The organism is Chondromyces apiculatus DSM 436, from assembly GCF_000601485.1.
Lineage (GTDB): Bacteria > Myxococcota_A > Polyangia > Polyangiales > Polyangiaceae > Chondromyces > Chondromyces apiculatus.
Genome location: NZ_ASRX01000087.1, coordinates 25,416 through 51,875, shown reverse-complemented (window position 1 = coordinate 51,875; position 26,460 = coordinate 25,416). Strand labels below are relative to the sequence as shown.

General features: G+C 69.1%; 20 protein-coding genes and 1 pseudogene. 5 read left to right on the top strand and 16 right to left on the bottom strand.

The window, feature by feature from the left end; genetic code table 11:
• Window positions 1-211: 211 nt before the first annotated feature.
• From CAP_RS37575 to CAP_RS37570, 3 genes and pseudogenes are all read right to left on the bottom strand, one after another.
• Window positions 212-1,546 (bottom strand): annotated as a pseudogene (locus CAP_RS37575) (ISNCY family transposase); the annotation flags it as partial.
• A gap of 138 nt (window positions 1,547-1,684) precedes the next feature.
• A complete protein-coding gene (locus CAP_RS49280) occupies window positions 1,685-2,482 on the bottom strand; it encodes an AAA family ATPase (protein WP_081865677.1) in 798 nt (265 codons plus the stop codon).
• Window positions 2,479-4,026, bottom strand: a complete 1,548-nt coding sequence (locus tag CAP_RS37570) for a type I restriction-modification system subunit M (protein WP_044249922.1) — start codon at window positions 4,024-4,026, stop codon at window positions 2,479-2,481. The genes CAP_RS49280 and CAP_RS37570 overlap by 4 nt, the downstream gene beginning before the upstream one ends.
• A gap of 164 nt (window positions 4,027-4,190) precedes the next feature.
• Here CAP_RS37570 and CAP_RS37565 point away from each other — a divergent pair, with 164 nt between their 5' ends.
• Window positions 4,191-4,619, top strand: a complete 429-nt coding sequence (locus CAP_RS37565; RefSeq protein WP_044249921.1) for a hypothetical protein — start codon at window positions 4,191-4,193, stop codon at window positions 4,617-4,619.
• Between the two features lie 23 nt (window positions 4,620-4,642).
• Here the strand turns inward: CAP_RS37565 and CAP_RS37560 are convergent, their stop codons facing one another.
• The gene (locus tag CAP_RS37560; protein WP_052376680.1) at window positions 4,643-5,125 is read right to left on the bottom strand and encodes a PaaI family thioesterase; all 483 of its coding nucleotides are present in this window, start codon (window positions 5,123-5,125) and stop codon (window positions 4,643-4,645) included.
• Between the two features lie 293 nt (window positions 5,126-5,418).
• On the opposite strand from CAP_RS37560, the gene CAP_RS37555 reads away from it, so the two are divergent.
• Complete coding sequence (locus CAP_RS37555; protein WP_044249919.1) at window positions 5,419-6,942, top strand: ATP-binding cassette domain-containing protein; 1,524 nt, start codon at window positions 5,419-5,421, stop codon at window positions 6,940-6,942.
• A 56-nt stretch (window positions 6,943-6,998) separates the two neighbouring features.
• Here CAP_RS37555 and CAP_RS46455 read toward each other — a convergent pair whose 3' ends face one another.
• The 4 genes from CAP_RS46455 to CAP_RS55400 all read right to left on the bottom strand — a co-directional run bounded on the left by CAP_RS46455 (window position 6,999) and on the right by CAP_RS55400 (window position 9,998).
• The gene (locus CAP_RS46455; protein WP_231511932.1) at window positions 6,999-8,144 is read right to left on the bottom strand and encodes a restriction endonuclease subunit S; all 1,146 of its coding nucleotides are present in this window, start codon (window positions 8,142-8,144) and stop codon (window positions 6,999-7,001) included.
• Between the two features lie 101 nt (window positions 8,145-8,245).
• A complete protein-coding gene (locus CAP_RS37545; RefSeq protein WP_044249916.1) occupies window positions 8,246-9,091 on the bottom strand; it encodes a DNA alkylation repair protein in 846 nt (281 codons plus the stop codon).
• 49 nt (window positions 9,092-9,140) lie between these two features.
• Window positions 9,141-9,563, bottom strand: a complete 423-nt coding sequence (locus CAP_RS37540) for a hypothetical protein (RefSeq protein WP_052376678.1) — start codon at window positions 9,561-9,563, stop codon at window positions 9,141-9,143.
• 306 nt (window positions 9,564-9,869) lie between these two features.
• A complete protein-coding gene (locus CAP_RS55400) occupies window positions 9,870-9,998 on the bottom strand; it encodes a hypothetical protein (RefSeq protein WP_269324971.1) in 129 nt (42 codons plus the stop codon).
• Here CAP_RS55400 and CAP_RS37535 point away from each other — a divergent pair.
• Window positions 9,997-12,759, top strand: a complete 2,763-nt coding sequence (locus CAP_RS37535; RefSeq protein WP_231511931.1) for a serine/threonine-protein kinase — start codon at window positions 9,997-9,999, stop codon at window positions 12,757-12,759. The genes CAP_RS55400 and CAP_RS37535 overlap by 2 nt on opposite strands.
• Window positions 12,756-14,237, top strand: coding sequence for a tetratricopeptide repeat protein (locus CAP_RS37530; RefSeq protein ID WP_197041522.1), 1,482 nt, complete (start codon window positions 12,756-12,758; stop codon window positions 14,235-14,237). The genes CAP_RS37535 and CAP_RS37530 overlap by 4 nt, the downstream gene beginning before the upstream one ends.
• Here CAP_RS37530 and CAP_RS37525 read toward each other — a convergent pair.
• Window positions 14,234-14,908: a hypothetical protein gene (locus tag CAP_RS37525; protein ID WP_156041494.1), complete on the bottom strand. Its 675-nt coding sequence runs from the start codon at window positions 14,906-14,908 to the stop codon at window positions 14,234-14,236. The genes CAP_RS37530 and CAP_RS37525 overlap by 4 nt on opposite strands.
• Window positions 14,905-16,413, bottom strand: a complete 1,509-nt coding sequence (locus tag CAP_RS37520) for a sigma-54-dependent Fis family transcriptional regulator (RefSeq protein ID WP_044249902.1) — start codon at window positions 16,411-16,413, stop codon at window positions 14,905-14,907. The genes CAP_RS37525 and CAP_RS37520 overlap by 4 nt, the downstream gene beginning before the upstream one ends.
• 377 nt (window positions 16,414-16,790) lie before the next feature.
• Between CAP_RS37520 and CAP_RS46450 the strand changes: the two genes are divergently transcribed.
• Complete coding sequence (locus CAP_RS46450; RefSeq protein WP_081865675.1) at window positions 16,791-17,969, top strand: polysaccharide lyase family 7 protein; 1,179 nt, start codon at window positions 16,791-16,793, stop codon at window positions 17,967-17,969.
• 162 nt (window positions 17,970-18,131) lie between these two features.
• Here CAP_RS46450 and CAP_RS37510 read toward each other — a convergent pair whose 3' ends face one another.
• The 6 genes from CAP_RS37510 to CAP_RS37485 are packed head-to-tail and all read right to left on the bottom strand — an operon-like array spanning window position 18,132 to window position 26,266.
• The gene (locus CAP_RS37510) at window positions 18,132-19,601 is read right to left on the bottom strand and encodes an NCS1 family nucleobase:cation symporter-1 (protein ID WP_044249899.1); all 1,470 of its coding nucleotides are present in this window, start codon (window positions 19,599-19,601) and stop codon (window positions 18,132-18,134) included.
• Window positions 19,602-19,607: 6 nt separating this feature from the next.
• A complete protein-coding gene (gene preA / locus CAP_RS37505; RefSeq protein ID WP_044249896.1) occupies window positions 19,608-21,002 on the bottom strand; it encodes an NAD-dependent dihydropyrimidine dehydrogenase subunit PreA in 1,395 nt (464 codons plus the stop codon).
• 3 nt (window positions 21,003-21,005) lie between these two features.
• Entirely contained in the window at window positions 21,006-22,427 is a 1,422-nt protein-coding gene (locus CAP_RS37500; protein WP_231511930.1) for an FAD-dependent oxidoreductase, read from the bottom strand.
• A gap of 54 nt (window positions 22,428-22,481) precedes the next feature.
• Window positions 22,482-23,885 (bottom strand): dihydropyrimidinase, encoded by a 1,404-nt coding sequence (gene hydA, locus CAP_RS37495; protein ID WP_044249894.1) that lies wholly within the window; start codon window positions 23,883-23,885, stop codon window positions 22,482-22,484.
• Between the two features lie 49 nt (window positions 23,886-23,934).
• Entirely contained in the window at window positions 23,935-24,807 is an 873-nt protein-coding gene (locus CAP_RS37490) for a nitrilase-related carbon-nitrogen hydrolase (protein WP_044249892.1), read from the bottom strand.
• 1 nt (window position 24,808) lies between these two features.
• A complete protein-coding gene (locus tag CAP_RS37485) occupies window positions 24,809-26,266 on the bottom strand; it encodes a CoA-acylating methylmalonate-semialdehyde dehydrogenase (protein WP_052376676.1) in 1,458 nt (485 codons plus the stop codon).
• Window positions 26,267-26,460: the final 194 nt, after the last annotated feature.

Sequence of the window (26,460 nt, the reverse complement as noted above, 5' to 3'; positions counted from 1 at the left end):
GTTGCCGTCCCAGAACACTGGCTCCAGCGGTGGCCGGAGTGCCTGCCGAGGGTGGCGTGAGCAGTTCCGACTGCACCCGCGGACGGTCTGCGCCGCCAATGTGCCTTGTTTCACAGGCTGAGTCGCTTGATGGACACACGCCTACAACCGCCCGCGCTTGCGAGCGTCTGACCACGTCACCGCCGCGGGCCGGCGACGAACCGACGGCGGCCAGCGCGGTGGTCAGCAGGTTCGCCGTGATGACGGAGCCCATCACGTACGCGCGGAACGACGAGAAAGTGCGCCAGTCACAGCGAGCCAGGCCGAAGGCACGCTTGAGGTAGGAGATGATGCCTTCGACACCTGCTCTGAAGTTGCGCAGAGCGCGGTAGATCCGTGAACTCTTGACCATCTCCATGACATCCAGCCCGCGACGCTTGCTGAAGGCGACGTCGCGGACACCGAGGTCCTTGATCTCCTTCACGTTGGACTTGGAGGCGAACGCACCATCAAACGCAGCCTGCTTCGGCGGCTTGCCGCAGATCTCGATGTGACGCGTCATCATCGTGGTGGCCATGGAGGAGTCGGCGGGGTTTCCTCGGGGCACGACGACATCGAAGATGAGGCCTGATCTGCCGGCTGACAAGAATACCTTGTGCCCGAACAGCGTCTCGCGGTTGTCCTTCACGATCACGTCGACGTGCGGCTCAAAGATCGAGACGACCTTCTCGTGCGCTGGCACGGACTGGCCCCTCAGTACCCGACGCTGCGCCTGATCAAGCACGCGCTCGGCAGCGGCGACGTGATACTGGAGCTGTGTCGTCAAGCTGTCCACCTTGGCCTGGTCCTTCCCTCCCCGCACCCTGAGCAAGATGGGCAGCGCTGCACGCGCTTCACGGATCGTCCTCTTCGTCACCACGATCAGATCTCGATAAAGCGGTCGCCGCTGCTCTTCAGATTTGGCATGGGCAATCCCCAGCGCCCGCCGCTTGGCTCGTCGACGATGATCCGTGGCCTTCTTCTTCGTCCACGGGCGTAGACGACGCAGCAATCGGCTCAGAACGCGAACGCTGTCATTCAGGAGCGATGAGTCCGTTGGTTTATGAATGGCAGCCTTGACGACCGTCGAATCGACGCGGACGCGCTTGCCATTGTCGACGCCCTCACGCTTCGCGTACGCGACGATCATCCGATGGATCTCTTCAAGCGTCTGCTCGGAGACGGCCTTGATGTTCCGCTGCAACGTAGACTTGCTCGGCCCCGCGTCGACGACGCCCAAGCAGCAGAAGGCGCGGTACGTGGCCGAGTCTGCAAGGTGGAACTCCAGCTCCTCGTAGCTGAAGTCCTGCATCTGCTTGAGGATGAGCACTCGTAGTACTTGCTCCGCGCTCATGCCCTGCCGCCCTGTGTGAGGGTCGACGCCAGCCCCAACGAGGTCCTTGAGCACAAGCTCCGTGGCTTCGGGCAGCGAGTCCAGTACCTGCGCGATGTGCCCGAGCTGCTTTGCTTGAGGGTGATTGAGCCAGGGCTGCATGATGGGTCGCTGTCGGTCAAAGCTCTTGCGCATCGGAGCGCCGTCCTCCCTGACGGTGCAGGGGACCGCCGTGAACGCGGACCCTCCGATATACAAAGTTGCGGACAGCGCCTCGCCTTTTCCTCATCCGCACGAGATCTCGGCAAAATCTCTCGTTGGTCGACCCGTACGTCAGCAACCTCGACCGCAATCGCTGCTGGGTCGCACCGCCGCCGCAGATTCGCGCCGGCTAAGATCTCGGATACGCACCGGATCGAGGCTCCCCCCCTTTTGGGACGGGAACGAGATAGTACAACACCCCTCACTGACGTGGCTCGCTGGTATCCACTCGCCTGACGTAAGCTGAATCTGGAGTTCTTTGGACGAACTAGAGACATTCTCCAGACCGATGGATTGGATGCTCGGAAAGAGCTTCTGTACCTGCTGCTTAATTGGAAGAAAGGCCTCCACGTTATTATTAATTATTCTGTCATAGATTCCGGGCAGACCGGCGCCTCTTTCGTCTGTTGCAAGTGCCTGTTGCTTGGGAATTAGCTGGCTCTGGTGGCACAGTGAATCTGGATCGAGACGCAACATGCGTGGGCTTCGAGAAATCCAGTTACGAAAGGCGAACCCAAACATTGGCGCTTCTCGATTTCTGAGAACCGACGTACCAAAAGTTCTATTACCGATGTCGACATCCACGCCGAATGATCCATTCGTACGCCTCAATCGATACACTACGTTCCGCCAACATACTTCCAACCAAGAGTTCACCGAGACCTCAGGGTTGGCGAGCGGAAGTGAGACCCCTGCAGGCACCTCAGTATTGAGTTTTGCATTGGCGAGAACGTGCTCTATCGCCCGGAGCAGCGTCGACTTGCCGCTGTCGTTCGGGCCGATGAAGGCGTGGAGCGGCGTCAATTGCACCGTGACGTCCTTCAAGCATCCGTAGTTCTTCGCGGTGAAGCGCTCGATGTGGTCCGTCACGTTCCTTCGTCTCCCTCGCTGCCCTCTCCTCCCTCATACCCCAGATCCCGCAGCACGGCGCCGAGATGCGCGTCCGCGGCGGAGCGGTCGGCTTCCAGGGCGCGGAGGCGGGTGAGGGCAGCGGCGACGGTGGGGGGCTCGGAGGGGGTGGTCCGGGCGGTGGCGACGTAGCGGGTGACGGTGAGGTGGTGCTCGTGCGCGGCGATGTCTTCGAGGGCGGCGACGCGGGCGTAGCCGGGGGCGTCGGCGAAGGCGTGGAAGGTGGTGACGATGCGCTCGACGTCCTCGGGGCGGAGGCGGTTGCGGGGGGAGCCTTCCTCGAAGTCGCGGGAGGCGTCGATGAAGAGGACCTTGCCCTGGCGGGCGGGGAGCTTGTCGCGGTCGAGCACCAGGATGGCGGCGGGGATGCCGGTGCCGAAGAAGAGGTTCGGGGGGAGGCCGATGACGGCCTGGACGAGGTCTTCGGCGAGGAGCTTCTGGCGGATGGTGGCCTCGATGCCGCTGCGGAAGAGGACGCCGAGAGGGATGACGATGGCGGCCTGGCCGCGGGTGTCGAGGGTGGCGACGATGTGCTGGAGGAAGGCGTAGTCGGCCCGGGTGCGGGGAGGGATGCCGCGCTGGAAGCGGTCGTGACGGTCGCTGAGGATGTCGTCGTGGCCCCAGGCGGCGAGGGAGTACGGGGGGTTGGCGAAGATGCGGTCGAAGCGGAGGAGGTGGCCCTGGTCGTCGAGGAGGCGGGGGTCGCGCAGGGTGTCGCCGCGCTCGATGCGGGCGTCCATGCGGCCATGAAGGACGAGGTTCATGGTGCAGATGGACCAGGTGGCGTGGTTGCTCTCCTGGCCGTGGAGACGAAGGGTGCGCGGGTCGCCGCCGCGGTGGGCGAGATCCCGGGCGCTGCCGAGGAGCATGCCGCCGGAGCCACAGGTGGGGTCGCAGATGCGCATGCCCTCTTCAGGAGGGCAGAGGGCGACAGCGAGATTGACGACCTGAAGAGGCGTGCGGAACTCGCCAGCCTTCTTGCCGGCTCTCTCGGCGAAGCGCTCGATGAGGAACTCATAGGCGTTGCCGAGCATGTCGGGCTCGGCAAGGGAAGCGGCGCGGAGGTCGAGGGGGGTGAAGTGCTTGAGGAGGCGCGAGAGAAGGGCGTCACGGGCCTCGGGGTCGCCGAGGCGGCGGTCGTTGAAGTCGATGCCCGCGAGGATGCCGCGGAGGCGAGGGTTCTCTTCTTCGAGGGCGACGCATGCGTCGTTCAGAGCACTGGCAGGGTGCTCGGCACTGGAGAGGGTGGACCAGTGGGCGCTCGGGGGGACCTTGAAGGGAGAGGGGTCGTCCGCCGGTGCGACGGGCAAGGTGACGGGAGATGCGGAGGCTGCGGTGGCTTCGGCGTGCTCGTCGAAGCGGTCGGAGAGGTACTTCAGAAAGAGCAGGCCGAAGAGGTAGAGCTTGTAGTCGCTGGCATCGACGCTGCTCCGCAGGATGTCTGCCCCGGCCCAGAGGTGGCTCTGGAGGTCTTTCGGGCTGAGCGCCTTGAGGGGTGACGGCATGGGAGACGGAGAGGGGGTATACGCCAGGTGATGCGGCGTGGGGGAGAGGCGGATGGGCGCGCGGGACGCGAAGGCGCGCGTCGGCTAGGCTGCGCACCGGGACGAGAAAGATGCGAATTCCTAAGGGCAAAGCGAGAGAAGATCTTGGACCGCTACAACGCATCGTGAGCCCGTCGCGGGCGTCGGTGTTCCTCGCGCTCGCAGGGCAGGTGCTGGCATTTGCGGCGATGGTGGTGCTGGTGGGTGCATTTTTGACGGCCGATCGGCGGGACTGGCCGGAGATGCTCTCGGACTGGTCGCTGTGGGTGATCCCGTTCGGGCTGCTGGTGGTGAGCGAGCTGCTGCGGCGGGCGACGAGCCGGCGGCTCACGGTGGTGTTCGAGCACGGGGTGACGTTCGCGATGGGGCGGCAGACGCGCTCGGTGCGGTGGGACGCGATCGCGAAGGTGGTGGCGGAGGGCGGGCGCCTCGCGCTGAAGCTGCGCTCCGGAGAAGAGGTGGCGCTTCCCAAGCCGCTGGCCGGCAACGAGGCGGTGCGCGCGGCGCTGGTGGCCGGGGTGAAGGGTCAGGGTAAGGCCGCCGCGAAGGGCTGAGGCTCACCGCGAAGGGCTGAGCCTCAGGTCGAGGCGCGGGAGAAGCGGCGCCAGGCTTCAGGGAGGGGGCCTCCGAGGAGGCGCTCGGCGGCTGCCTGGTCGAGGATGGCGAAGGTGAGCTCGCCCGTGAGGGCGTCGACGCCACCCTGGGAGAGGCGGACGGCGATGGTGGCCGTGCGCGAGGAGTGACGAAGGATGCTGCCGCGGCCTTCCACCTCGACGCCGATGCGCATGGGGCGGTGCAGGCGGACCTGGATGGAGGCGGTGAAGCCGAAACGGTCGAGGAGGCCGATGACGGCCCAGGCGGCGACCTCGTCGGCGAGGGTGGTGACGAGGCCGCCATGCATGATCCCCGGAGGGCCCTGATACTGAGGGCCAGGGGTGAAGCGGGTGACGACCTCGTCGCCCTCGCGGGCGAAGCGGAGGTGAAACCCAATGGGATGGTCGGGGCTGCAACCAAAACAAGGCTGGTCAGGGCCGAAGGGATTGGGGTCGAGATCGGTCATAGGGTTGCGCGAGGCGCTGGCCTTTGGTATGAGATTGGTGCGTCACAGTGCAAGACCCCAGCGCATGGGCCAAGGGCCATGGCGTACGCAACCGAGGGATGCACTGACGGGATGCCCCGACGCATGGCTCTGACGCGAGGTTTGACGACGTGAAGTTCCGCTCCTGAATCCGGTCCGCAGGCTGTCGCCCCCGCGCTGGTCCCTTGTGCCTCGCGCCGTGGTCGCTGGGCAGCCTGCATTCCCGTGACCCGGGCTGGCGCATGTGCGCGCCGCCCGACGATTCAGGAGCGGTTATGCAGTCGATTCGGCTTTCTCGCGTTTCATTTTCCTATTCTGACGTGGCGGCCATTCTGTCGGACGCCGAGGTGCACCTGGCGCCCGGATGGACGGGCCTCGTGGGGCCCAATGGCGCCGGGAAGACGACGCTGCTGCGTCTCCTTTCGGGGGCGCTCACGCCCGATGAGGGGCACGTCCTGGTGGAGCCGCAGGGCGCACGGGTCGTGCTGTGTCCGCAGGCGGTGGAACACGCGGACGAGGAGATTGAGGCCTTCGCGGCAGAGGTGGGGGGCGAGGCGCGCCGGCTCCGGGCGATGCTGGCGCTGGATCCGGAGACGCTGGGGCGGTGGAGCACGCTGTCGCCCGGAGAACGGAAGCGGTGGCAGATCGGGGCGGCGCTGTGGGCTGCGCCGGACGTGCTGCTGCTCGACGAGCCGACGAACCACATCGACGCGGAGGCGCGGGCGCTGCTCGTGGGGGCGCTGCGGGGGTTCCGAGGGATCGGGGTGTGCGTGTCGCACGATCGGGTGCTGCTCGACGAGCTGACGGAAGACACGGTGCGCGTCGATCGGGGAACGGTGCGGACCTTCCCGGGCGGGTACAGCGCGGCCAAGGCGCTCTGGGAGGCCGAGGGGCGGGAGAAGGTGGAGGCCCACCAGCGGGCCCGCGGCGAGGAGAAGAAGCTCAAGCGGCAGCTCGGAGACGCGCGGCGCGACCTGGCCTCGGCGACGGCAAACCGGAGGACACGCAACCGGGCGAAGGGGCCGAAAGATCACGACGCGCGGGGCATGCTGGCGAAGGTGACGGCAGAGTGGGGGGAGAAGAACGCGGGGCGGCAGGTGACGCTGCTGCGGAAGCAGCACGAGGAGGCGCAGGCCGCGGTGGGGGAGCACCACGTGGAGAAGGAGCGGGGGAGGAGCGTGTTCGTGGATTACCAGCGGTCGCCGACGCCCTGGTTGTTCGTGCTGGATGCGCCGGAGATCCGGGCCGGTGGGGCCACAGGGAAGCAGGTGCTGGGGGAGGTGCGGCTGTCGGTGGGGAGGGAGGATCGGATCCGGGTGGAGGGGCCGAACGGCGGCGGGAAGACGACGCTGGTGGAGGCGCTGCTCAAGGCGTCGCGGGTGCCGCGAGAGAAGGTGCTCTACGTGCCGCAGGAGCTGGGCGAGGAGGCGGAGCAGGCGCTGGCCGCCGAGGTGCGGGCGCTGGATCCGGTGGCACGAGGGCGGGTGATGTCGCTGGTGGCAGCGCTCGGGGTGGAGCCGGAGAGGCTGCTGGGATCGGCACGTCCCTCGCCAGGTGAGGCGCGGAAGCTGATGATCGCGCTGGGGCTCGGGCGGCACGTGTGGGCGGTGGTGCTGGATGAGCCGACGAATCACCTGGATCTGCCCTCGATCGAGCGGCTGGAGAAAGCGCTCTCGGACTACCCGGGGGCGCTGCTCCTGGTGACGCACGATGCGGCGTTCGCGCGGGCTTGCACGCAGACGCGGTGGCGGGTGGGTGGGGGGCAGGTGGAGGTGTCGGGAGACGTCGAGGGCGCCTGAGCCCCGAGGCTGGGCTGCGCGGCGCGCGGGGGGGGCCTTCCCGGGGAGATGGAGCGTCAGGACATGGGGGGCTGGGGAGGCGGTTCGGGGACGGTGGGGGCCGGGCGGCGGCGCCCGGTGAGGAGGTCGGAGAGGAGGGAGCTGCGCAGCGCGAGGAGGGCCTCCTGGCGGGCGTGCTCGGTGTGGATGCGGGCGTCGAGGGCGGTGAGGGTCTCGTGGAGGGCGCGCTGTGCCTCCAGGGGAGGGACGGCGAAGCGGACGGGGTAGAGGTGCTTGAAGTTGATCTGGGGGATGCCAGCGTCGTCGGCGAAGGTGGCGAGCCCGCGGAACTGGAGGGCTTCGGCGAAGGCGTGAGGGTGGAGCGCGCGGCGCGGGGCGAGGACCATGAGGTTGGGGTCGACGGCCGCAGGGTGGGCGAGGACGCGGACGCGGTTCTTGGCGATGGCGCCGCCGCGCTTGGGGAAGACCAGGTGACCCGGGGGATGGACGCGGATGCCCGGGTGGGTGCAGGCCTGGAAGCGCGCGGCGGCGGTGTGGATGCTGCGGCGGTTGTCGGGGTGGGCGAGGTCGTCGACCTTGAGGAAGAGGGTGTCGCCCGCGGGGTCGGGGGTGATGGCCGAGAAGGGATGGCCACCGCCGAGGGAGAAGAGCTGGTCGCCGCGTTGCTGGATGCAGGGTCGGGTGAAGGTGTCGCGGACGAGGGCGGCGCGCAGGGTGTGGAGCTGCGCGGCGAGGGCCTGAGCCGCGGCGAGGGAGGCGTCGACGGCGCCGAGGATGGCGGTGATGCGGTCCTGCTCGGCGAGGGGCGGGAGGGCGACGGAGATCTCGTCCCAGGCGGCAGTGGGGACGCGCAGGCGGCCAGAGGTGCCGACGCGGCGCGCGATGAGGGGGCCGCGAACGGCGTCCCACTTCAGGAGGTAGTAGAGGTACGCGGCGGTGGCGCGCCGGGGGCCGAGGACGGTCAGTTCGGTGGAGCCGAAGCCGACCTCGCCGGGAGAGAGGGCGTCGACGATCGCTGTCTTGCCGTTCTCCAGCGAGGGGCTGATGCGCGCGAGCAGGACGTCGCCGTTCTGGAAACGGGCGCCGCTGCCAGGGAATGCGCGCTCGGTCACGCTGCGTAGCCGCGGCAGGAGGCCGTCGACGGCGGCCATGTCGACGAAGGGGGCGTTGCTGCCCCGCTGGAGAGGACGCGGGGGGTTCACGTCCGCGATGTCGGAGAGGGGGGCGCGCGTCCAGCCAGGAGGCAGAGCGGATGCGGGACGCGCTGGGGGCTGCGGTGTGAGGTGCATCGGTGGGGAGCTTCTCAGGGCTTGCGCGTGGGGCGGGGAGAGGCGCCTGTCTTCTTCGACGTTGCGCTCGCCACCTTGGTGCCCGCTGCTTTCCGGGTGACGGCGGCCTTGGCGGGGGTCGAGGCCTTCTTCTTGCTGGTCGTCTTCGCCGCTTTCTTCGTCCCGGCAGCCTGCGGCGCGGATGTCCCCTCCCCCGTCCTCGCCCAGATCTTCTCGATGGTGGCCACGGCATCCGAGGTCTTGCAAGCCGTGTCTCCGTGGTCGACCTCGACCTTGCCGATGCGCCGGGCAGCGGCGAGGGCCTGCACACGCAAGGCAGGCGTGCGGGTGCCGATGCGGATCAGGGCCTGGTTCATGGTCTCCCGGGTGCGGTTCTTGGCCGTGCCGATCCTGGCCTCGATCTCCTGGATGCGGCTGGAGAAGAGGGACTCGGGGAGCGACGGGTCACTGGCCGCGAGCTGGCCGAGGACGTCCCATCCGGCACGGCCGATGAACTCGTCCTCCGAAGCCGTCCATCGCTCCATGGCTTCGCGGGCGTAGGCGGCCCGGGAGACGACGTCCTTCGTGTACATGTCGATGAGCCCGTGCTGGCGGACGCCGACGAGCCAGGAATCCGCTTCTTGCAGCGAGGACTGGGCAGGGTCGGCGATCATCGTGGCGAGCGCGCGGGCGTCGGCGTTGCCGGTCGACCAGAGCTTCCGGGCCAGGAGGTGGTCGGTCTTGATGCGCTTCTTGATGGCGCCGAGGTGGGCGAAGCTAACGCCGAAAACGTTGTCGCCGGAGCCGTGACGCTTGTAGATCTTGCGGTTCTGCTCGGTGCCGAGTCCTTCGAGCTCGGCCATCAGGTCGTCGAGGTTCATACGCATTCCTGGAGCTTACAGAGGTGGAGGCATCTCGTGGAGGGACGTGTCAGGAAGGGGATAGCTCGGGGATGGCGAAGATCTCGGCGCCTCCGCGGGCGGCGACGAGAACCCGCAGAGGGGTGCCTGGCGCGTCGGGTGGGTGGGTGCCTCGGAGCTGGTCGGAGAGGGTGACGAGGTTCGGAGAGAGGGTGCCCAGGACCTCGGCAAGGGTGGTGGCGGTGGTGATGCCGGCCACGAAGGCATGGGAGGGCCCCTGGCCGAGCAGCGCGTGACGGAGGACAGTCTCGGGGTCGGGGTGCCCGAAGCGGCGCTTCAGGGCCACCGCGAGCAGGTAGCCGCTCGGCTCACGCACCGTGGCCAGGTAGGCGGCAAGGTCTTCGTCAGGATGCCCCTGCCGGGCTTCCTGGACGAGGCGGAGCAGGGCGGGTCGCTGCGCGGTGAGCAAGGTGATGCGCTCGGCGTGGCTCATGAGATCACCTCCGCGCAGAGGCTCAGCGCGGTGCTGTGGACTGACCGTGGCTGGATATGCGGCTCGATGGGCATCGGGTTCCTCTGGAGAGCAGCGCCGGTGCGAAGGAGAGGCGCGTGCTGATCTCTAATTCCGGGGACCTGCCTCGGGTTGGCGGGCAAAGCGGCGGAGGGGGTGGAGGAGGGGGGATGAAAAATCGCACCACGATGGCGTGGGTGCGCGTATCGCGTGCGCGTCGCTGGGTGATGGGCGGAGGTGCGATGCAAGAGTGGGGGTTGGCACGCTCGGGCTGGCCACGATGAAGGGCTACCGGGCCAGGGCGGGGTGGGGGTCGAGGGGAGGGCGGGTGGGGAGCGGGATGACGCTCTCCTCTGGACCCCGTCGCGGAGTTGCCGCATCGTCGGGCCAGACCGCCGCGCTGGCGGCGAACGGCATGGTCCACCTCTCTCCCGCCCTCGCGCGCCTCCTGGATCGTCCCGAAGCCGAGCGCCGGCTGGGACCGTTCCTGCTCGTGGAGCCACTCGGGCGGGGGGGGTTCGCGCCGGTATGGCTCGCGCGTGAGGTGTACGGGGATGCGGTGCTGCGCACGGCAGCGGTGAAGCTGTTCTCGCTGGAGCCGAGCCGGGAGGACGTGGCGCGCGGGGTGACGCCGAGCATGGCGCGGGCGCGGATCGTGGACGAGGCGCGGGCGCTCTGTCAGGTGGAGCATCCCAACGTGGTGCGGTTCTATGCCCTGCCCATCGACGAAGAGCTGGGGGTGATGGGGCTGGCGATGGAGCACCTGGCCGGGACCGCGCTCAATGCGCGCCTGTCGGCAGGGAGGGGGATGGAGGTCGCGGCCGTGCTGGCGGTGGGCGCGGCGCTCGCCTCGGCGCTGAGCGCGGTGCACCAGGCGGGGCTCGTGCACCGGGACGTGAAGCCAAGCAACGTGATCGAGGCGGCGGGGGTCGTGAAGCTCATCGACTTCGGGATCGCCGCCGCAGAGCAGGCGATGGGGGGTCCGCGGGGGTCGGTCGAGGGCCACCAGGAGACGCTGCAGGAAGTGGCCGCGCTCGATCCGGACCAGACCCTGCAGATCTCGGGGATGCAGTCGGGAACGCTGGGATACATCGATCCGGCGAGCCTGGGTGGGAACGCGCCGTCGACGCCAGCGAACGATCTGTATGCGCTCGGGGCGACGCTGTTCGAGTGCCTGACGGGTCACGTGCCCGCGGCGGCGCGCTCGGGCAGGATGGAGCCTTCGGTGCTGACGGGGCGCGCGATGCCACCGCCGGTGGGGTCCGTCGCCGCCAGCGTGCCAGCAGCGCTCGCGGAGCTGGTGGACGGGCTGATCGCGCCCGATCGGGCGTCACGGCCGCGCTCTGCGGAGGGGGTAGCCGTGCGGCTGGAGCAGATCCGGCGCGAGCTGCTGGGACGGGCCCGGACGCTCCCGGTCGAGGAGGAGGGGCCCTTCCGGGGGCTGGGCCGCTTCGAGGGGCGAGACCGGGACGTGTTCTTCGGGCGGACACGGGAAGTGGCAGCGGCGCTGGAGGTGCTGCGCAGCCGCGGGCTGCTGGCGCTGGTGGGTCCGTCCGGGAGCGGGAAGAGCAGCCTGGCGCGGGCCGGGGTGCTGCCAGCACTCGCGGAAGGAGGGCTCGGGGGGTGGCCTTCGCGGTGGGATACGGTGACGGTGGAGCCAGGGAGGGATCCGCAGGCAGCGCTCGGGGCGGCACTCGCACCGCTCGTGGGTGGCGCCGTGGAGCGAGGGCCGGAGGCCGTGGTGGCGGCGCTCGCAGACCGTGCCCAGGCGAGCGGTCGTGGAGCGGTGCTGCTCGTGGATCAGCTCGAGGAGCTGGCGACGGTGGCGGAGGAGACGAGCGGGAGGTGGGCGGCGCAGCTCATCGGCCGGCTCGGTGAGCAGGCGCTGCCGGGGGTGCGGGCCGTGGTGGCGGCGCGCCGAGACCTGCTCGACCCGCTCCTGGGGATCGCGGAGCTAGGGCGCGCGCTGCCACGAGGGCTCCTGCTGGTGGAGCCGGTGAGCGCGATCGAGTGGGGCGAGATCGTGGATCAAGCGCTCGCGGCGTACGGGTACTCGTTCGAGGACGAGGCGCTGCGGGAGGAGGTGCTCGCGGAGCTGAGAGAGACCGCAGGAGCGATGCCGCTGGCGCAGTTCGCGCTCGGGGCACTGTGGGAGAGGCGGGACGTGGCGGCGCGGCAGATCACGCGCGCGGGGCTCGGGGCACTCGGGGGGATGGCCGGGGCGCTCGAACGGCACGCCGAGGCGACGCTGCTCTCGCTGTGCAGCGCGCGGCCAGAGGCGCTGCAGGCGGCGCGGGAGGTGCTGCTCGCGCTGACGACCGCGGAGGGGACGCGGGCGGCGCGGAGGCGCGAGGAGCTGCTGGCACAGGCAGGGCCGGAGGCCGAGAAGGTGATCGATGCGCTCGTCGAGGTGCGGCTGGTGGTGCCCGGGGAGGGAGGACTGACGCTGGCGCACGAGGCGCTCCTCGCGCAGTGGGAGAGGTTGCGGGGGTGGGTCGCGGAGGCGCGGGAGGAGCGGCTGCTCGCCGAGGAGCTGGAGCGAGACGCCGCCCGCTGGGAGGCCGATCCGGAGGCGGTGGCGCTGTGGCAGCGGCGGCGGCTGGCGATGGCGCAGGAGCTCGGGTACGGCGGGGGGCTGCGGGTCACCGAGGGCGCGAAGGCGTTCCTGCGCGCGAGCCATCGGGCGGAGCGCAAGGCGCGGCTCACGGCGTGGGCCGCGGCAGGGGTGGCGGCGCTGTCGCTGCTCGGTGTCGGGGCCGCCTACGTGCGGGCGGTGCAGGCCGAGGAGTCGGCGGTGAGGGAGATCCTTCGCCAGGAGCAGCAGGGGCGGCAGTTGACCGAGGAGCAGAACCTGCGCCTGGAGGAGGCGCAGGAGCGCATCAACATGCTCATCGCGCAGCTCAGGAGGGAGGAGGGGGACACGCGCAAGAGCGCCATCCTGCGCGAGATCCAGGAGGTGCAGGCGGAGGTCACAGGCACGCGGGGAGGTCCGCTGCGCACGGCCAGCGCGGAGGGGTCGTCGTCCACGGCGCGGTCGGGGCCGAGCCGGGTGGCCCAGGATCCGCCTCCGCCTCCGCCTCCGCCTTCGCCGAGCGCCGCGCCAGCGCCGTCTGTCGTCTCCCCTCCCCCGCCCGTCACGGCCGCGCCACGGCCGCTCGATCCGATCGGTTCCTGGTGAGCGCAGGGATCTGCCTCGTGCGCCGCCCTGGAGGTCTGCGGAGCGTTCGCGGGACGTGGGTGCACACGGTCGCCGGGGCGCGGGTCGCGGTGCTCACGGGACTCATGGCGCTCGTCGTGCTCGTCTCCGCAGGGGGAGGCGCGTGGGCAGCGCCCCCCGAGGCGGCGCCACAGACGTCGGCGCTCTCGCCAGCGCGGCGGCTCGACGAGGCGAAGACGCTGTTCCGGCGCGGCAACGTGCTGCTGGAGGCAGGCGACGAGGAGGGTGCACTCGATCACTTCCTGCGCTCGCGGGAACTCGTGCCCTCGTACCAGAACACCCGGAACGCCGCGAGCTGCCTGGACAAGCTCGGGCGGTTCGATGAAGCACTGGAGATGTACGAGGCGCTGATCGCAGGGTTCCGCGATCAGCTCAGCGAGACCGATCGGGCGCAGCTCGCGGCCCGCATGGCCGACATCAGCCGGCGCACGGGGCGGCTCGTCATCCCGAGCAAGATCGATGGCGAGGTGTTCGTGGACGGTCGGCCGCGGGGCAGGCTGCCGCTGGAACGTCCTCTGCGCCTGCTCACGGGGTGGCGGCGGCTGCGGGTGATCAGCGAGGGGCACCTGCCCTACGAGACGATCGTCGATGTGAGGCACGGGATCGACATGTCCGTGGAGGCGCGGCTGGAGCGCCGGAGGTCGTCGCTGGGGTTCACGGCGTCACCCGCAGGCGCCATGGACGCGCTGAGTCGGGGGTGGTTCCTGGAAGCCTACGGTGGCTATGCAGGTGGAGGGAGCCTCGGCAGCGGGGCCGAGTCGGCCGTCGAGACGGTCTGCGCGAGCGGCACCTGCCCCGGGGTCAGCGGCGCGGTGGTGGGCGTGCGTGCCGGGTATCTCATGCGCTCCGGCCTCGCGTTCGAGCTTCACTCCGGGTATCTCACGGTGGCCTCGACGTTCCAGCGCTCGCTCGAGATCCCCAGTCCGGATGGGCTGGGAGCAGCGCTGGCAGTGTACGATCTCGACCACCTGCTCCTCCTGCGCGCGTCGTACCTCGGGGCGGGGGTGAGCTACCGGATGCCCATCGGCTGGAAGCTGTCGGGGCTCGGGAGGCTGTCGGTGGCCCTCGCCTCGGCGCAGGTGGCGGATGGGGTGACGGGCGCGGCGTATACACCGGACGGCGCGGAGCAGGCCCCGCTGGCGATCCAGGGGCGGGACCAGGTGCTGCGGGCGACACCGGCGTTCGTGGAGCCGGAGATCGGGGTGGAGCTCGCGTGGTGGCGGCTGCGCGTCTCCCTGTCGATGAGCATGCTCTTCTCGCCCTCGGTAGGGCCCGTGTTCGGTGACCGCGCCATCGGCGTGGATGCCGTCTGCCCAGGCCCGGGGGTGGAGTACGCAGAGCGTCTGGCCTGCGCGCCAAACAAAGCGCTCGGAGAGGAGCAGGCCTTCGGGTCCTTCCTGCTCTGGCTCCCCAAGCTCGCGGTAGGTTCCACCTTTTAGCGGCGCCGGGCTCGGCGCGAGGTCACGAGGGATGCGGCGGAGAGGAGCGTGGCCACGAGCGCCACGAGGCCCGCGGTGTTGCCCTCGGTGGCGCTGAACGCGCAGGAAAACGAGGGGTCGGGCGCAGAGAGGATCGGGGAGCTGCACGAGCCGTCTGCCGAGCAGGCCAGGCAGGCTCCGGACTCGTCGCAGCAGTCTGCGCTGCTCGTGCACTTGCGGGCCGCGCAGATCCCGCCGTTGCACTGGAAGCGCTGGTCGGCCCCGCAGTCGGCGTCCTCCACGCAGGTGCAGGCACCGGCCGCGCACTCACCGAGGGGGCAGTCGAGATCACGCTTGCAGTAGGGCGGCGAGGGGATGCACTGGAAGGCGGGGCAGGTGGTGCAGACGCCGCTGTCGTCGCGAACGCAGGGCGGCACGATGCAGATGGCGCCGCAGCCGCAGGAAGGCGTCACGCACCCGAGCTGGCGATCGCAGACGCCGCAGGCGGTGTCGCCATCCCCCGCGCCAGCGCCGTCCTCGCTGCGGGCGAGCGCCTCCCCCGGCGGGCCTGCGAGGTCCCCTTCCTCCGTGTCGCGGCCTTCGGGGGAGGGTTCACCAGCCGCGCAGGCAGCGAGCAAGAGCCCGAGGAAGAGCGCCAGGGGATGAAGCTTCCTGACAGGGGAACGAGTCACTCGGCGCCCCGCTTGCGCGGGCGAGGCAGCCCGTACTCACCGAGCCGCGTGACGAGGGTTCGCCTCGAGATGCCGAGGGCTTCTGCCGCCCGGGTCTGGTTGCCTCCGCAGCGCTCCAGCGCCTCGATGACGCGCTTGCGTTCCATGGCATCGAGGGCGGCCCGGATCTCCTCGACCGAGGAGGCGGGTGGTGCCACGGGCGGCGCTGCGGCCTCCGCCACCGCCGTGCGCTCGGGGGCTTGCACGGCGCTGCGCGCGCTGGTCTGGCCGTCGACCGCGGCCCTCGCAGGAGGGGGTTCCTGCCCGGGAGGACGAGCGCTCTCCGAGACCGCCACGCTGCGGGCCTCGGGAGAGCGAACGTCGAGCGAAAGGGGGAGGTTGGCGGGGGTGATCACGTCGCCCCCGCAGAGCAGGACGGCGTGCTCCATCGCGTTTCGCAGCTCCCGGATGTTCCCGGGCCAGCGGTGGGCCATGAGGACCGCGCGCGCCTCGTCGGAGAGAGGGAGCGGAGGACGATCCAGCTTGTGGCACGCCTCTGCGATGAAGTGGCCGCACAGCTCGGGGATGTCGGCAGGGCGCTCCCGGAGCGGGGGGATGTCGAGCGTCATGGCGCTCACGCGGTAGAACAGGTCTCGCCGGAACGTCCCGGCCTCTACCTCCGAAGCCAGCGCGCGGTTGGTCGCGCCGATGAACCGCACGTCCACGCGGCGCGGGGATCTGCCGCCCACCCGGGTGACGGTGCGCTCCTCCAGCACGCGCAGGAGCTTCATCTGCAATGCAGAGGGCAGCTCGCCGATCTCGTCGAGGAACGCGGTGCCTCCGTCGGCCACCTCGAACAGCCCGGGCCGCGCCTCGGTCGCGCCCGTGAAGGCGCCCTTCTCGTGGCCGAACAGCTCGCCTTCGAGCACCGAGCCGAGCAAGCCTGCACAGTCGATGACCACGAAGGGTCCCTGCGCGCGCGGCGAGCGGCGGTGGATCTCCCGCGCGAGCACTTCCTTGCCCACGCCCGTCTCGCCGAGGAGGAGCACGCTGATGGTGCCCCGGGCGGCGCGCTCTGCAGCCTCGTAGAGCCGCTGCATGGCCGGCTCGCGCACGATCGGGGCCACCTGGGCACCGGGCACCCGGCGGTCCTCGCCCGACTTGCCCGCACGACGCCGCACAACGGCGACGACACTGCCGAGAAGGATGCGGTCTCCGGGCACGAGCTCAAACGCGCCGCCGCTCCGGGGGCGCAGCTCGTTCGTCTCTGCCCGGTCCGCGAGCTCGCGCGCCTTGCGGACCAGCGTGCCATTCGCGCTCTCCAGGTCCTCGATCCGCAACGGGGGCCCCAGGTCCAGGATGGCATGGCGCCGCGACACGGAGCCGTCATCGATGCGCACGTCACAGTCAGCGCCACGCCCCAGCGTCAGGCGCCCCGACGCTGGCAGAGGGTGAACCGTGAGTTCTGTGCCCACAGCCACGACGAGCTCGAGCTCACCGGCGCTCGTGGGCTGCCTCTGAACCATGGGCGGAAGCTATCAAAGGCCAGTCGGGCCTACCAGAAGGACTCGCGCTGCTGGCCGGGGTACCCGCGCTTCGCTCACCTCGTCTCGCAGGGCCGATGGCAGCGAGGGCAGGTACGTCCCGCGGCGGCAGGGTGGAGACAGGTGCACCCCTGGACTCCATTGCGCCCTCCGGGAGCGACACCCGCAGTTCAAATGGCCGCCACGATTGCGGGAGAAACGCAGCGCTGCTGCATGACAGGTGGCCCGGCGAAACCGCCTGCGTCGCTTGACTCCGGAGAGGTCGCACATAGACTCGGCCGATGCGAATCAAGCGGCTCTCGACGAGACGTTCCTCGGGTTGTGCCCTGCTGCTACCCATTGCATTGCTCACGGCGTGCATGAATGGTGATTCTCACGAGGTGTACCCGGAAGGTACCGAGAGCGCCTCGGAGTCCTCTGCCCGGATCTCCGTCGCGCTCACCAATCCTGGCTTCGAGAGCGACAAGACCGGCTGGGGAAACGAGTCGCTGTTCGAGATCTCCACCAGTGACAAGCATTCCGGCAGCAAGTCGGCAAAGGTCACGGGCTCCGGGGATCGTGTGGAGCAGACGGTCACCGTCACCCCGAACACCACCTACGTCCTCGAAGCCTGGGTCCTCGGGAAGGGAACTGTGGGTGTCAAAGCAGGCTCCACGGTGCTGGGTAGCCAGAGCCTGAACAGCAGCGCCTGGAGCAGGGCGACCATCACCTTCAGCTCGGGCAGCGCCACGTCGGTGGCCCTCTACGGCGCCTACAACGGCGGGACGGGGCGCTTCGACAACTTCACCCTGGCGACGACGGACACTCCCCCTCCCGAGCCCGAGCCCGAGCCCGACCCTGAGCCCGATCCCGAAGAGCCGGCCGAGTACCCGTCGGAGGTCCTGGATCTGACCCACTGGAAGCTCACGCTGCCCATCGACACGTCGCATGCAGGGAGCCCGGACGAGATCAAGCGACCCGAACTCGATACCTTCCTCGACAGCACCTACTTCCGCGTGAACGCCACGGGCGACGCGGTTGCGTTCAAGGCCCATACCGGCGGCTACACCACGAGCGGCTCGGGATACCCGCGGTCAGAGCTCCGGGAGATGACCAGCAATGGCGCCAGCAATGCGAGCTGGTCGTCCTCTTCGGGCAAGCACACCCTGTTCATCGATCAGAAGGTGACGCATCTCCCCGACGTGAAGAAGCACATCGTCGTCGGGCAGATTCACGACGGAGACGACGACGTCATCGTCTTCCGCCTGGAAGGGCAGAAGCTGTTCATCGATCTGAATGGCGACGATGGTCCCACGCTGACGTCGAATTACGTGCTGGGGACCCGGTTCACCGTGAAGTTCGAGGTCCAGAACAACGTGGTCAAATGTTATTACAATGGCACCCTGGCGTACTCGTATCCAAAGTCATTCACGGGCGCTTACTTCAAGGCGGGCGCCTACGTGCAGTCGTCCTGCCAGGGGAGCAAGAAGATCACGGGCGAGTCGTGCAGCGCCTACGGTGAGGTGGAACTCTACGATCTACAGGTGCAGCACCAGTAGGTAGGCGACCTGGCCCTCCGGAGGCGTATGAGCTCGCAAGAGCAGGCCGGCAAAGCGTCGCGAGCGCCCCGCGGCCAGGAAGGCCGACCGAGGAATCCTCTCGGATTTCGAGGGAGGCCGAACGACGACGCGGGGCGCGCAGCAGCTTTGCCGGTCTGCTCTTCAGCCGGGGGAGGCGGGCGCCGCGCCCGGCTCGGAGGGCTCGCGCACGGACCTGACCATCAGCAGGTAGTAGATGGATCCAGCGACGAGCACGCCCACGAACCAGGCGTAGGTGTAGAGGGTCTTGAGCAGCGGAGGGACGGCGTCCTTCAGCGATGGGATGGCTTCGGCGAGGAACCCTGGGAGGTTGACGGCCACCGCGATGGCCATGGCGATGATCGCCTTCCAGTTCACGCCGTTCGAGTACTCGTAGATGCCGCCACGGCGGTAGAGGTCGTCGACGTCCAGCCGCTTCTTCCGCACCAGGAAGTAATCGACGATCATGATGCCGCCGATGGGCCCGAGCAGCGCCGAGTAGCCCACCAGCCACACGAAGATGTACCCCTGGGAGGACTCGATGAGCTTCCAGGGCATGATCAGCGCGCCGATCACGGCCGTGATCACGCCCCCCATCCGGTACGAGATGCGCGACGGGGAGAGGTTCGAGAAGTCGTTGGCCGGAGAGACCACGTTCGCCGCGAGGTTGGTCGACAGCGTGGCCACGCCGAGACCGAACATGGCCACGATGAGGATCAAGGCGCCCCCGATCCTGCCGAGCAGCTTCACCGGGTCCCAGATGGTCTCCCCGAAGATGATCGGGGTCGCCGAGGTGACTGCCACGCCGATGAAGGAGAAGAGGACCATGGTCCCCGGCAGGCCGATGGCCTGTCCCAGGGCCTGATCGCGCTGGCTCTTCGCGTAGCGGGTGAAGTCGGGGATGTTCAGCGAGAGCGTCGCCCAGAAGCCCACCATGGCCGTGAGGCCAGGGCCGAAGACTTTCCAGAAGCGCCCTTCGAGCTTCGAGGGCTGGGCGAGCATGGGGCCGAACCCGCCAGCGCGGGTGTACGCCCAGCCGAGCAGCACGAGGCCCATGACGATCAAGAACGGGGCAGCCCAGCTTTCGAGGAACTTGATCGACTCGGTGCCGCGCAGGATGAAGCGCAGGGTGATGGCCCAGAAGACGGCGAACCCGAGCAGCTCACCGGGCTGGATGCCCACCGCGGCCTTGAAGGTGGCCGAGGAGAGCGGCTCGACGATGGCGGGCACGGCAGCCGCGAAGAGCTGGTACAGGGCCTGACCGCCGATCCAGGTCTGGATGCCGAACCAGCCGCACGCCACGAGAGCCCGGAGGAGCGCCGGGATGTTGGCGCCGAGCACACCGAAAGAGGCGCGGGCGAGCACCGGGAAAGGCACGCCGTACCGGGTCCCCGGGTGGGCGTTCAGGATCATCGGCGCGAGGACGATGACGTTGCCCAGGGCGACGCACGCGATCGCCTCCTTCCAGCTCATCCCCTGGTCGATGAGGCCCGAGGCCATGGTGTACGTGGGGATGCAGACGGACATCCCGACCCACAGCGCAGCGTAATGCCACATCGTCCACGTCCGCTTCTCGGCAGGCGTGGGGGCGAGATCCTCGTTGGAGAGGGACATGGGGGATCAGGCGCGCCCGCGCTCGGCCCGAGCAGCGGCGGTGGCATCGAGGCCGCCTGGCACGACGTCGTCGCCGCGCTGCACCCGGTCGTTCCAGGTCTCGGGGGGCTTGCCGCTCGGCAGCTCTTTCATGCTGATGCAGCCGGAGACGGGGCACACCAGGGCGCAGAGGTTGCAGCCGATGCACTCCTCCTCGTCCACGAAGGGGACGCGCACGCCCGCGGGGGCGCCCTTGCCGAGGGCCACGATGTCGGGGACCTGCGCCGGGATGTGCGTATGCCCCGCCTTGCGGGACTGCTCCTCGGTGCGGCCAGGCAGGTGAATGCACTGGTGCGCGCCGTCCATGCACGCCACGTAGCAGAGCTGGCAGCCGATGCACTTCACAGGGTCGATGTCCGCCACCACGCGGTAGCTGAGATCGAGGTCGCCCCAGTGGGCGTAGTTCTGCACGGCGCGGCCGCGCAGCTCCTCGATCGAGCGCATGCCCTGGGAATCCAGGTAGTCGCTGAGGCCTTCGAGCATGTCCTCCACGATGCGGTAGCCGTAGTGCATCACGGCGGTGCAGACCTGGACGCTGGTGGCGCCGAGGGCGATGAACTCCGCGGCGTCGCGCCAGGTGGAGATGCCGCCGATGCCGGAGATTGGCAGGCGGCTCACCTTGGGGTGCCGGGTCAGCTCGCCGAGCATGTGCAAGGCGATGGGCTTCACGGCAGGGCCGCAGTAGCCGCCGTTCGTGGAGGCACCGCCCACCCGGGGCAGAGGGACCATGCGGTCGAGATCCACGGCCATGATCGACTTGACCGTGTTGATGAGCGAGATGGCGTGCGCGCCGGAGCGCTCCACGGCCTCGCCAGGCTCGACGATGTCGCCCACGTTCGGGGTGAGCTTGATGATCACCGGGGTGCGCGCGCAGTCGACGGCCCACCCGGCGATCTCCTGGAGCACCTTGGGCTCGGCGCCCACGGCGGAGCCCATCCCGCGCTCGCACATGCCGTGAGGGCAGCCGAAGTTCAGCTCCAGGCCGTCCACGCCGACGTCCTCGACCTTCTTGATGATCTCCCGCCACTCCTCCTTGGTGTCGACCATGAGCGAGGCGATGAGGGTGTGCTTCGGGTAGCGGCGCTTCACCTCGCGCATCTCCCGGAGGTTCACGTCCAGGGGGCGGTCGGTGATCAGCTCGATGTTGTTGAGCCCCATCATCCGGGTGCTGCCGTAGTCGTTGGCCCAGAAGCGGCTCGACACGTTGACGATCGGGTTGCCGAGCGTCTTCCAGACCGCGCCGCCCCAGCCGACGTCGAAGGCGCGCATCACCTGGTCGCCGGTGTTCGCAGGCGGCGCCGAGGCCAGCCAGAAGGGGTTTGGGCTCTTGATGCCCGCGAAATCGATGGACAGATCGGCCATGGCTCAGGCTCCCGCGGGCGACGTGGCGTCGACGAGTGCGGCGTGGATGGAGCGGGCAGCGCGCTTGCCGTCGGCGACCGCGGTGACCACCAGGTCCCCGCCGTTCACGCAATCCCCGCCGCTCCACACCCTGGGGTTGCCCGTACGTCCCGTGGCCTCGTCGACGAGGAGCCTGCCCCTGCCATCGAGCGCGACCCCCTCGAAGGCCAGCGCCACCTGCGTGGCGCGGCTCTGACCGATGGACACCGCCACGAGGTCCACGGGCAGCACCTCTTCACCCCCGGCGACGGGACGGCCCCCCTCCGTGCGCGCAAGGCGCACCCCGACGACGCGGCCGTCCTCGCGCAGGACCTCCACGGGTGCCCGGTCCTCGACCAGCCGTGCCCCGTCGACGCGGGCGCTGTCCAGCTCGTGCGCGTACCCCGTCATCGCGGCGCGCCCGCGGCGGTAGATCAGCGACACGTCGACGCCGAGCAGCGCCAGCTCGTGCGCCACGTCGAGCGCCGTGTTGCCGCCGCCGATCACGGCAGCGCGCCGGACGCCCTCCACGGCGAGCGCAGGGTCCACCTTGAGGCGCTCCACGAACGCCACGGCGCCCACCACGCCCTCGCCCTCTTCGCCGGGGATGTTGAGCTGCGAGTCGTCTCCGAGGCCCAGCCCGAGGAACACGGCGTCGTACTCCTCCAGCAGCGAGCGCGCGGCGATCTCGTGCGGTCCCCGTGCCTCGGCGGCCACCGAGACCCCGTGGCGCAGCTCGATGTCACCGAGAGAGAGGAGCCACTCGATCTCGCCGAGCGACTCGTCGGCCTTCATCTTGTAGGGCGCGACGCCGAGCGTGTTGAGGCCACCCGGCAGGGGCTTGCGCTCGAAGATGACCGCGCGGTGCCCCTCCAGCGCGAGCCAGCCGGCGACGGCGAGCGAGGCTGGCCCCGCTCCGATGCAGGCGATGCGCTTCCCCGTCGGCGCCTTCTTCTGGAACAGGGCCGGGTTCTTCTCCAGCGCCGTCTCCACGGCGTAGCGCTGCAACCGGCCGATCCGGATGGGGTCCCGATCCCACGTGTTGTAGACGCAGGAGCCCGCGCAGAGCACCTCGACGGGGCAGACCTGCCCGCAGGACTGGCCGAGCAGGTTGGCCGTGAGGATGGTGCGGGCCGCGCCGCGCACGTTGCCGGTCGAGATCTTGTGGATGAAGGTCGGGATGTCGATCTCGGTGGGGCACGCCTTGATGCAGGGAGCGTCCACGCAGTAGAGGCAGCGGTTGGCCTCCGTGACCGCCTCCGCCTCGGTGTAGCGCGGGTGCTTGTCCTCGTAGCGCTCCTCGGTCCTCCCGGGGGAGAGCGCCGCCACCAGGAAAGGAGCGCCATCCCTCCCCTTCGCAGCCGTGCCCGCCACGGCGCCCTTCATCGCATCAGACACATCGCTCATAGTCGAACTCGGGTCGTCTGCCGGCGTCGTCTGCCGGTCACAGAGAGGGTGGGTTCAGCTCCGCACGGGCTGCGGGAACGTATGGATCTGGCGGGGCAGGTAGCGGCCAGCGCCGCGCTGCACGTCGAGCTTGCCGTCCTTGAACTGCACCCGGCCATCGACGATGACGTGGCTCGGCTTGCCCTTCACCTTGAAGCCTTCGAAGATGCTCCGGTCACAGCGGTGGTGGTGCGTCTTCGCGCTGATCACGTCGGTCGCGTGGGGATCGAAGACCACGATGTCGGCGTCGGCGCCCGGCACCACGGCGCCCTTGCGCGGGTAGAGCCCGAAGATCTTCGCCGGCTGCGTCGCGAAGAGGTCCACGAACTTGTGCGCGTCGAACCGGCCCTCGACCACGCCCGCCGTCCACAGGAGGCCGAGGCGGTTCTCGATGCCCGCGGCGCCGTTCGGGATCCGGGAGAAGTTGTTCCTTCCCATCTCCTTCTGGCCCACCTGGTTGAACGGGCAATGGTCGGTAGCCACGGTCTGGATGTGCCCTGCCGCGAGCGCCGACCACAGGGCGTCCTGGTGCCCCTTGGGTCGAATGGGAGGGCTCATGACGTAGGCCGCGCCCTCGAAGTCCGGCTTCTCGTAGACCGAGTCGTCGAGCAGAAGGTACTGGGGACACGTCTCGGCCATGACCACCTGGCCGCGGGTGCGCGCCTCGACGATGGCGTCGACGGCCTCCTTGCAGGTCACGTGCACGATGTAGACGGGGTTGCCCATCATCCGGGCCAGCATGATGGCCCGGGCCGTCGCCTCCCCCTCCACCGGCGCCGGGCGGCTCAGCGCGTGGTACTTCGGGTCCGTCTTGCCCTCGCGCAGGAACTTCTTCTGCAGGGCCACCACGGCGTCGCCGTGCTCGCAGTGCACCGTGACCAGCGAGCCCATGGCCGCCGACTTGTCCATCACCTGGATCAGCTCCGGGTCCTCGATGCCGATGGCGCCCCGGTAGGCCATGAAGGTCTTGAACGAGGTGATCCCGTGCTCGCGCACGCAGGTCTCCATCTCGGAGATGGTGCGGTCGCTGAACCAGGTGACCGCCATGTGGAAGGCGTAGTCGGCGACCGACTTCTTCGCCTTCTCCATCCACATCGCATAGCCGTCGAGGAGGTGCTGCCCACGGGCGGGGATCACGAAATCGATGATCGTCGTGGTCCCCCCGGCCACGCCCGCGGCGGTCCCCGTCTCGAAGTCGTCGGAGCTCTCCGTGCCCATGAACGGCAGCTCCATGTGCACGTGCGCGTCGACGCCGCCCGGGAGAACGATCTGACCCGATGCATCGATGACCGTGTCGTCCGCCCGGAGCTTCTCCAGGCCGGGCGCGACAGCGACGATCCGGCCGCCATCACAGTAGACATCGGCCACGAAGCGATCGCTCGCCGTGATGATCTCGCCGTTCTTGATCAGAATGCCCATCTCGACCTCCCAGAGCGTTTCTCGCGCGTTCTTCCCCTGCCGTCAGCCGTCAGGGCAGGAGCTTCACCATGTCCTCGTAGGTCTCCGGACGGCGATCGCGGAAGAACTGCCACGTGCGCCGCACCTCCTCGATGAGGTCGAGGTCCATCTCCGCGACCACCAGCTCGTCCTTGTCCTCGCTGCCGACGGCGAGGAAGTTGCCGCGCGGATCGCAGAAGTAGCTCGTGCCGTAGAACTTGCCGATGTTCCACGGCGCCTCGGTGCCCACCCGGTTCGACGCGGCGATGTAGTAGCCGTTCGCCACCGCGTGGGCGGGCTGCTCGAGCTTCCACAGGTACTGGGAGAGGCCAGCCACCGTCGCCGAGGGGTTGAACACGATCTCCGCCCCGTTCAGGCCGAGCAGGCGCGCCCCCTCGGGGAAGTGGCGGTCGTAGCAGATGTACACGCCGATGCGCGCGTAGCGGGTCTGGAAGGTGGGGTAACCGAGGTTGCCCGGCTTGAAGTAGTACTTCTCCCAGAAGCCGTTGGTCTGCGGGATGTGGTTCTTCCGGTACTTGCCGAGGTAGGTCCCGTCGGCGTCGATGACGGCGGCGGTGTTGTAGTAGACGCCCGCCATCTCCCGCTCGTACACGGGGACGATCATCGCCATCTGGTACTTCTTCGCGTACTCCGCCATCCGCTCCACGGTGGGACCCGGCACGGCCTCCGCGATGTCGCACCAGCGCGGATCCTGCGAGGGGCAGAAGTAGGGGCCGTTGAAGATCTCCTGGAGGCAGAGGATCTGGACGCCCTTCTTGCCGGCCTCTTCGATGAACGGCAGGTGCTTCTCGAGCATCGCATCCCGCACCGTCGGGACCGACGCGCTGGGATCATTGATGGGGTTGGAACACTGGATCAGCCCGCCGATGACCTTCCTTGCCATGTCAGAACCACCTCGTGATGACGACCTTGCGCTCGGTGTAGAAGTCGATGGCGGTCGGCCCGTGGGCCTTGGTGTCGCCGTAGAAGCTGGCCTTCTGGCCGCCGAAGGGGAAGAAGGCCATGGGCGCCGCGACGCCGATGTTCACGCCGACCATCCCCGCCTCGATCTGGTTGTGGAACTGCCGCGCCGCCTTGCCGCTCGTGGTGTACACGGAGGCGGCGTTGCCGTAGCGGCTGCGGTTGGCGGCCGCGATGGCTTCGTCGAGGCTCTGCGCGCGCATCAGGCAGGCCACAGGCCCGAAGATCTCCTCGGTCGCGACGCTCATGCCGGGCTGCACGTCCTCGAAGATGCTCGGCCCGATCCAGTTGCCGTTCGGGCAGCCTTCCACCGTCGCGCCACGGCCGTCGAGGGTGAGGCGCGCTCCCTCGCGGGTGCCCTGCTCGATGCAGGAGAGGATCCGGTCCTTCGCGGCGGCGGAGACCACGGGCCCCATGGTGACCCCCGGCTTCGAACCATCACCGAGGACGATGGCGCGCGCCGCCTCGTGCAGGGCCTCGCGCACCCACTCGTACGCCTCGCCGACGCCCACGATCATGCTCCCCGCGAGGCAGCGCTGGCCGGAACACCCGTAGATCGACTCGGCCACGTTGGCGATGGCGCGCTCGCGGTTGGCGTCCGGGAGCACCACGATGAAGTTCTTGGCGCCCCCGAGCGCCTGCACGCGCTTGCCGTGCTCGGCGGCGGTCCGGTAAACGTGGAGGGCCACGGACGACGAGCCCACGAACGAGACCCCCGCCACGTCGGGGTGGGTGCAGAGGCCGTTCACCACGTCCTTGCCGCCATTGACGAGGTTCAACACCCCGGGCGGCAGGCCGATGCTCTGAATCAGCTCGAAGATGCGCCGCTGCGTGAGCGGGACCTGCTCCGAGGGCTTGAGGACGAAGGTGTTCCCCGTGGCAATCGCGTACGGCAAGAACCAGAGCGGCACCATGGGCGGGAAGTTGAACGGCGTGATCGCCGCGAACACCCCGAGGGGCTGCCGGATGGTCTGGCAATCGATGGCCGTCGCCACGTCCTCCAGGTTCTGGCCCATCATCAGGGTCGGGATACCCGCGGCGTGCTCCACGTTCTCGATACCGCGGCCGAAGTCATTGCGCGACTCGGACAGGGTCTTGCCGTGCTCGGAAGTGCAGATCGCGGCAATCTCTTCCCGGTGCGCGTCGAGCACCTCGCGGAGCTTGAAGAGATAGCGCGCGCGCACCGCCGGCGGCGTGGCCCGCCAGGCAGGGAACGCCGCCCGGGCAGCCTTCACGGCCGTATCCACATCACCCGCCGTCGACAGCGGCACCTGGGCGAGCACCTCGCCCGTGGCGGGGTTCTTCACATCGAGGAGCGTGGTCCCCGAGGAGCGGCTCCAGGCTCCGCCAATGTAATTTTCGAGTACTCGTGTCACGTTCACCCTCCGCGCGGACTCCCCCCCTGCTCCGTCATTGGGTTCACGTCAGTGAGGACGTTTCGCCCACGGCCGGGGCCAATGCGATCCAGCGCTACATGGGGTGGCCCCTCCCCGTCAAGGCTCCGAGGCGCCTGCATCCCCGCGAAAGATCAGGGCCCTACCGGACCAGGAACGATGCCGCGGCGCGCCGTGCTACA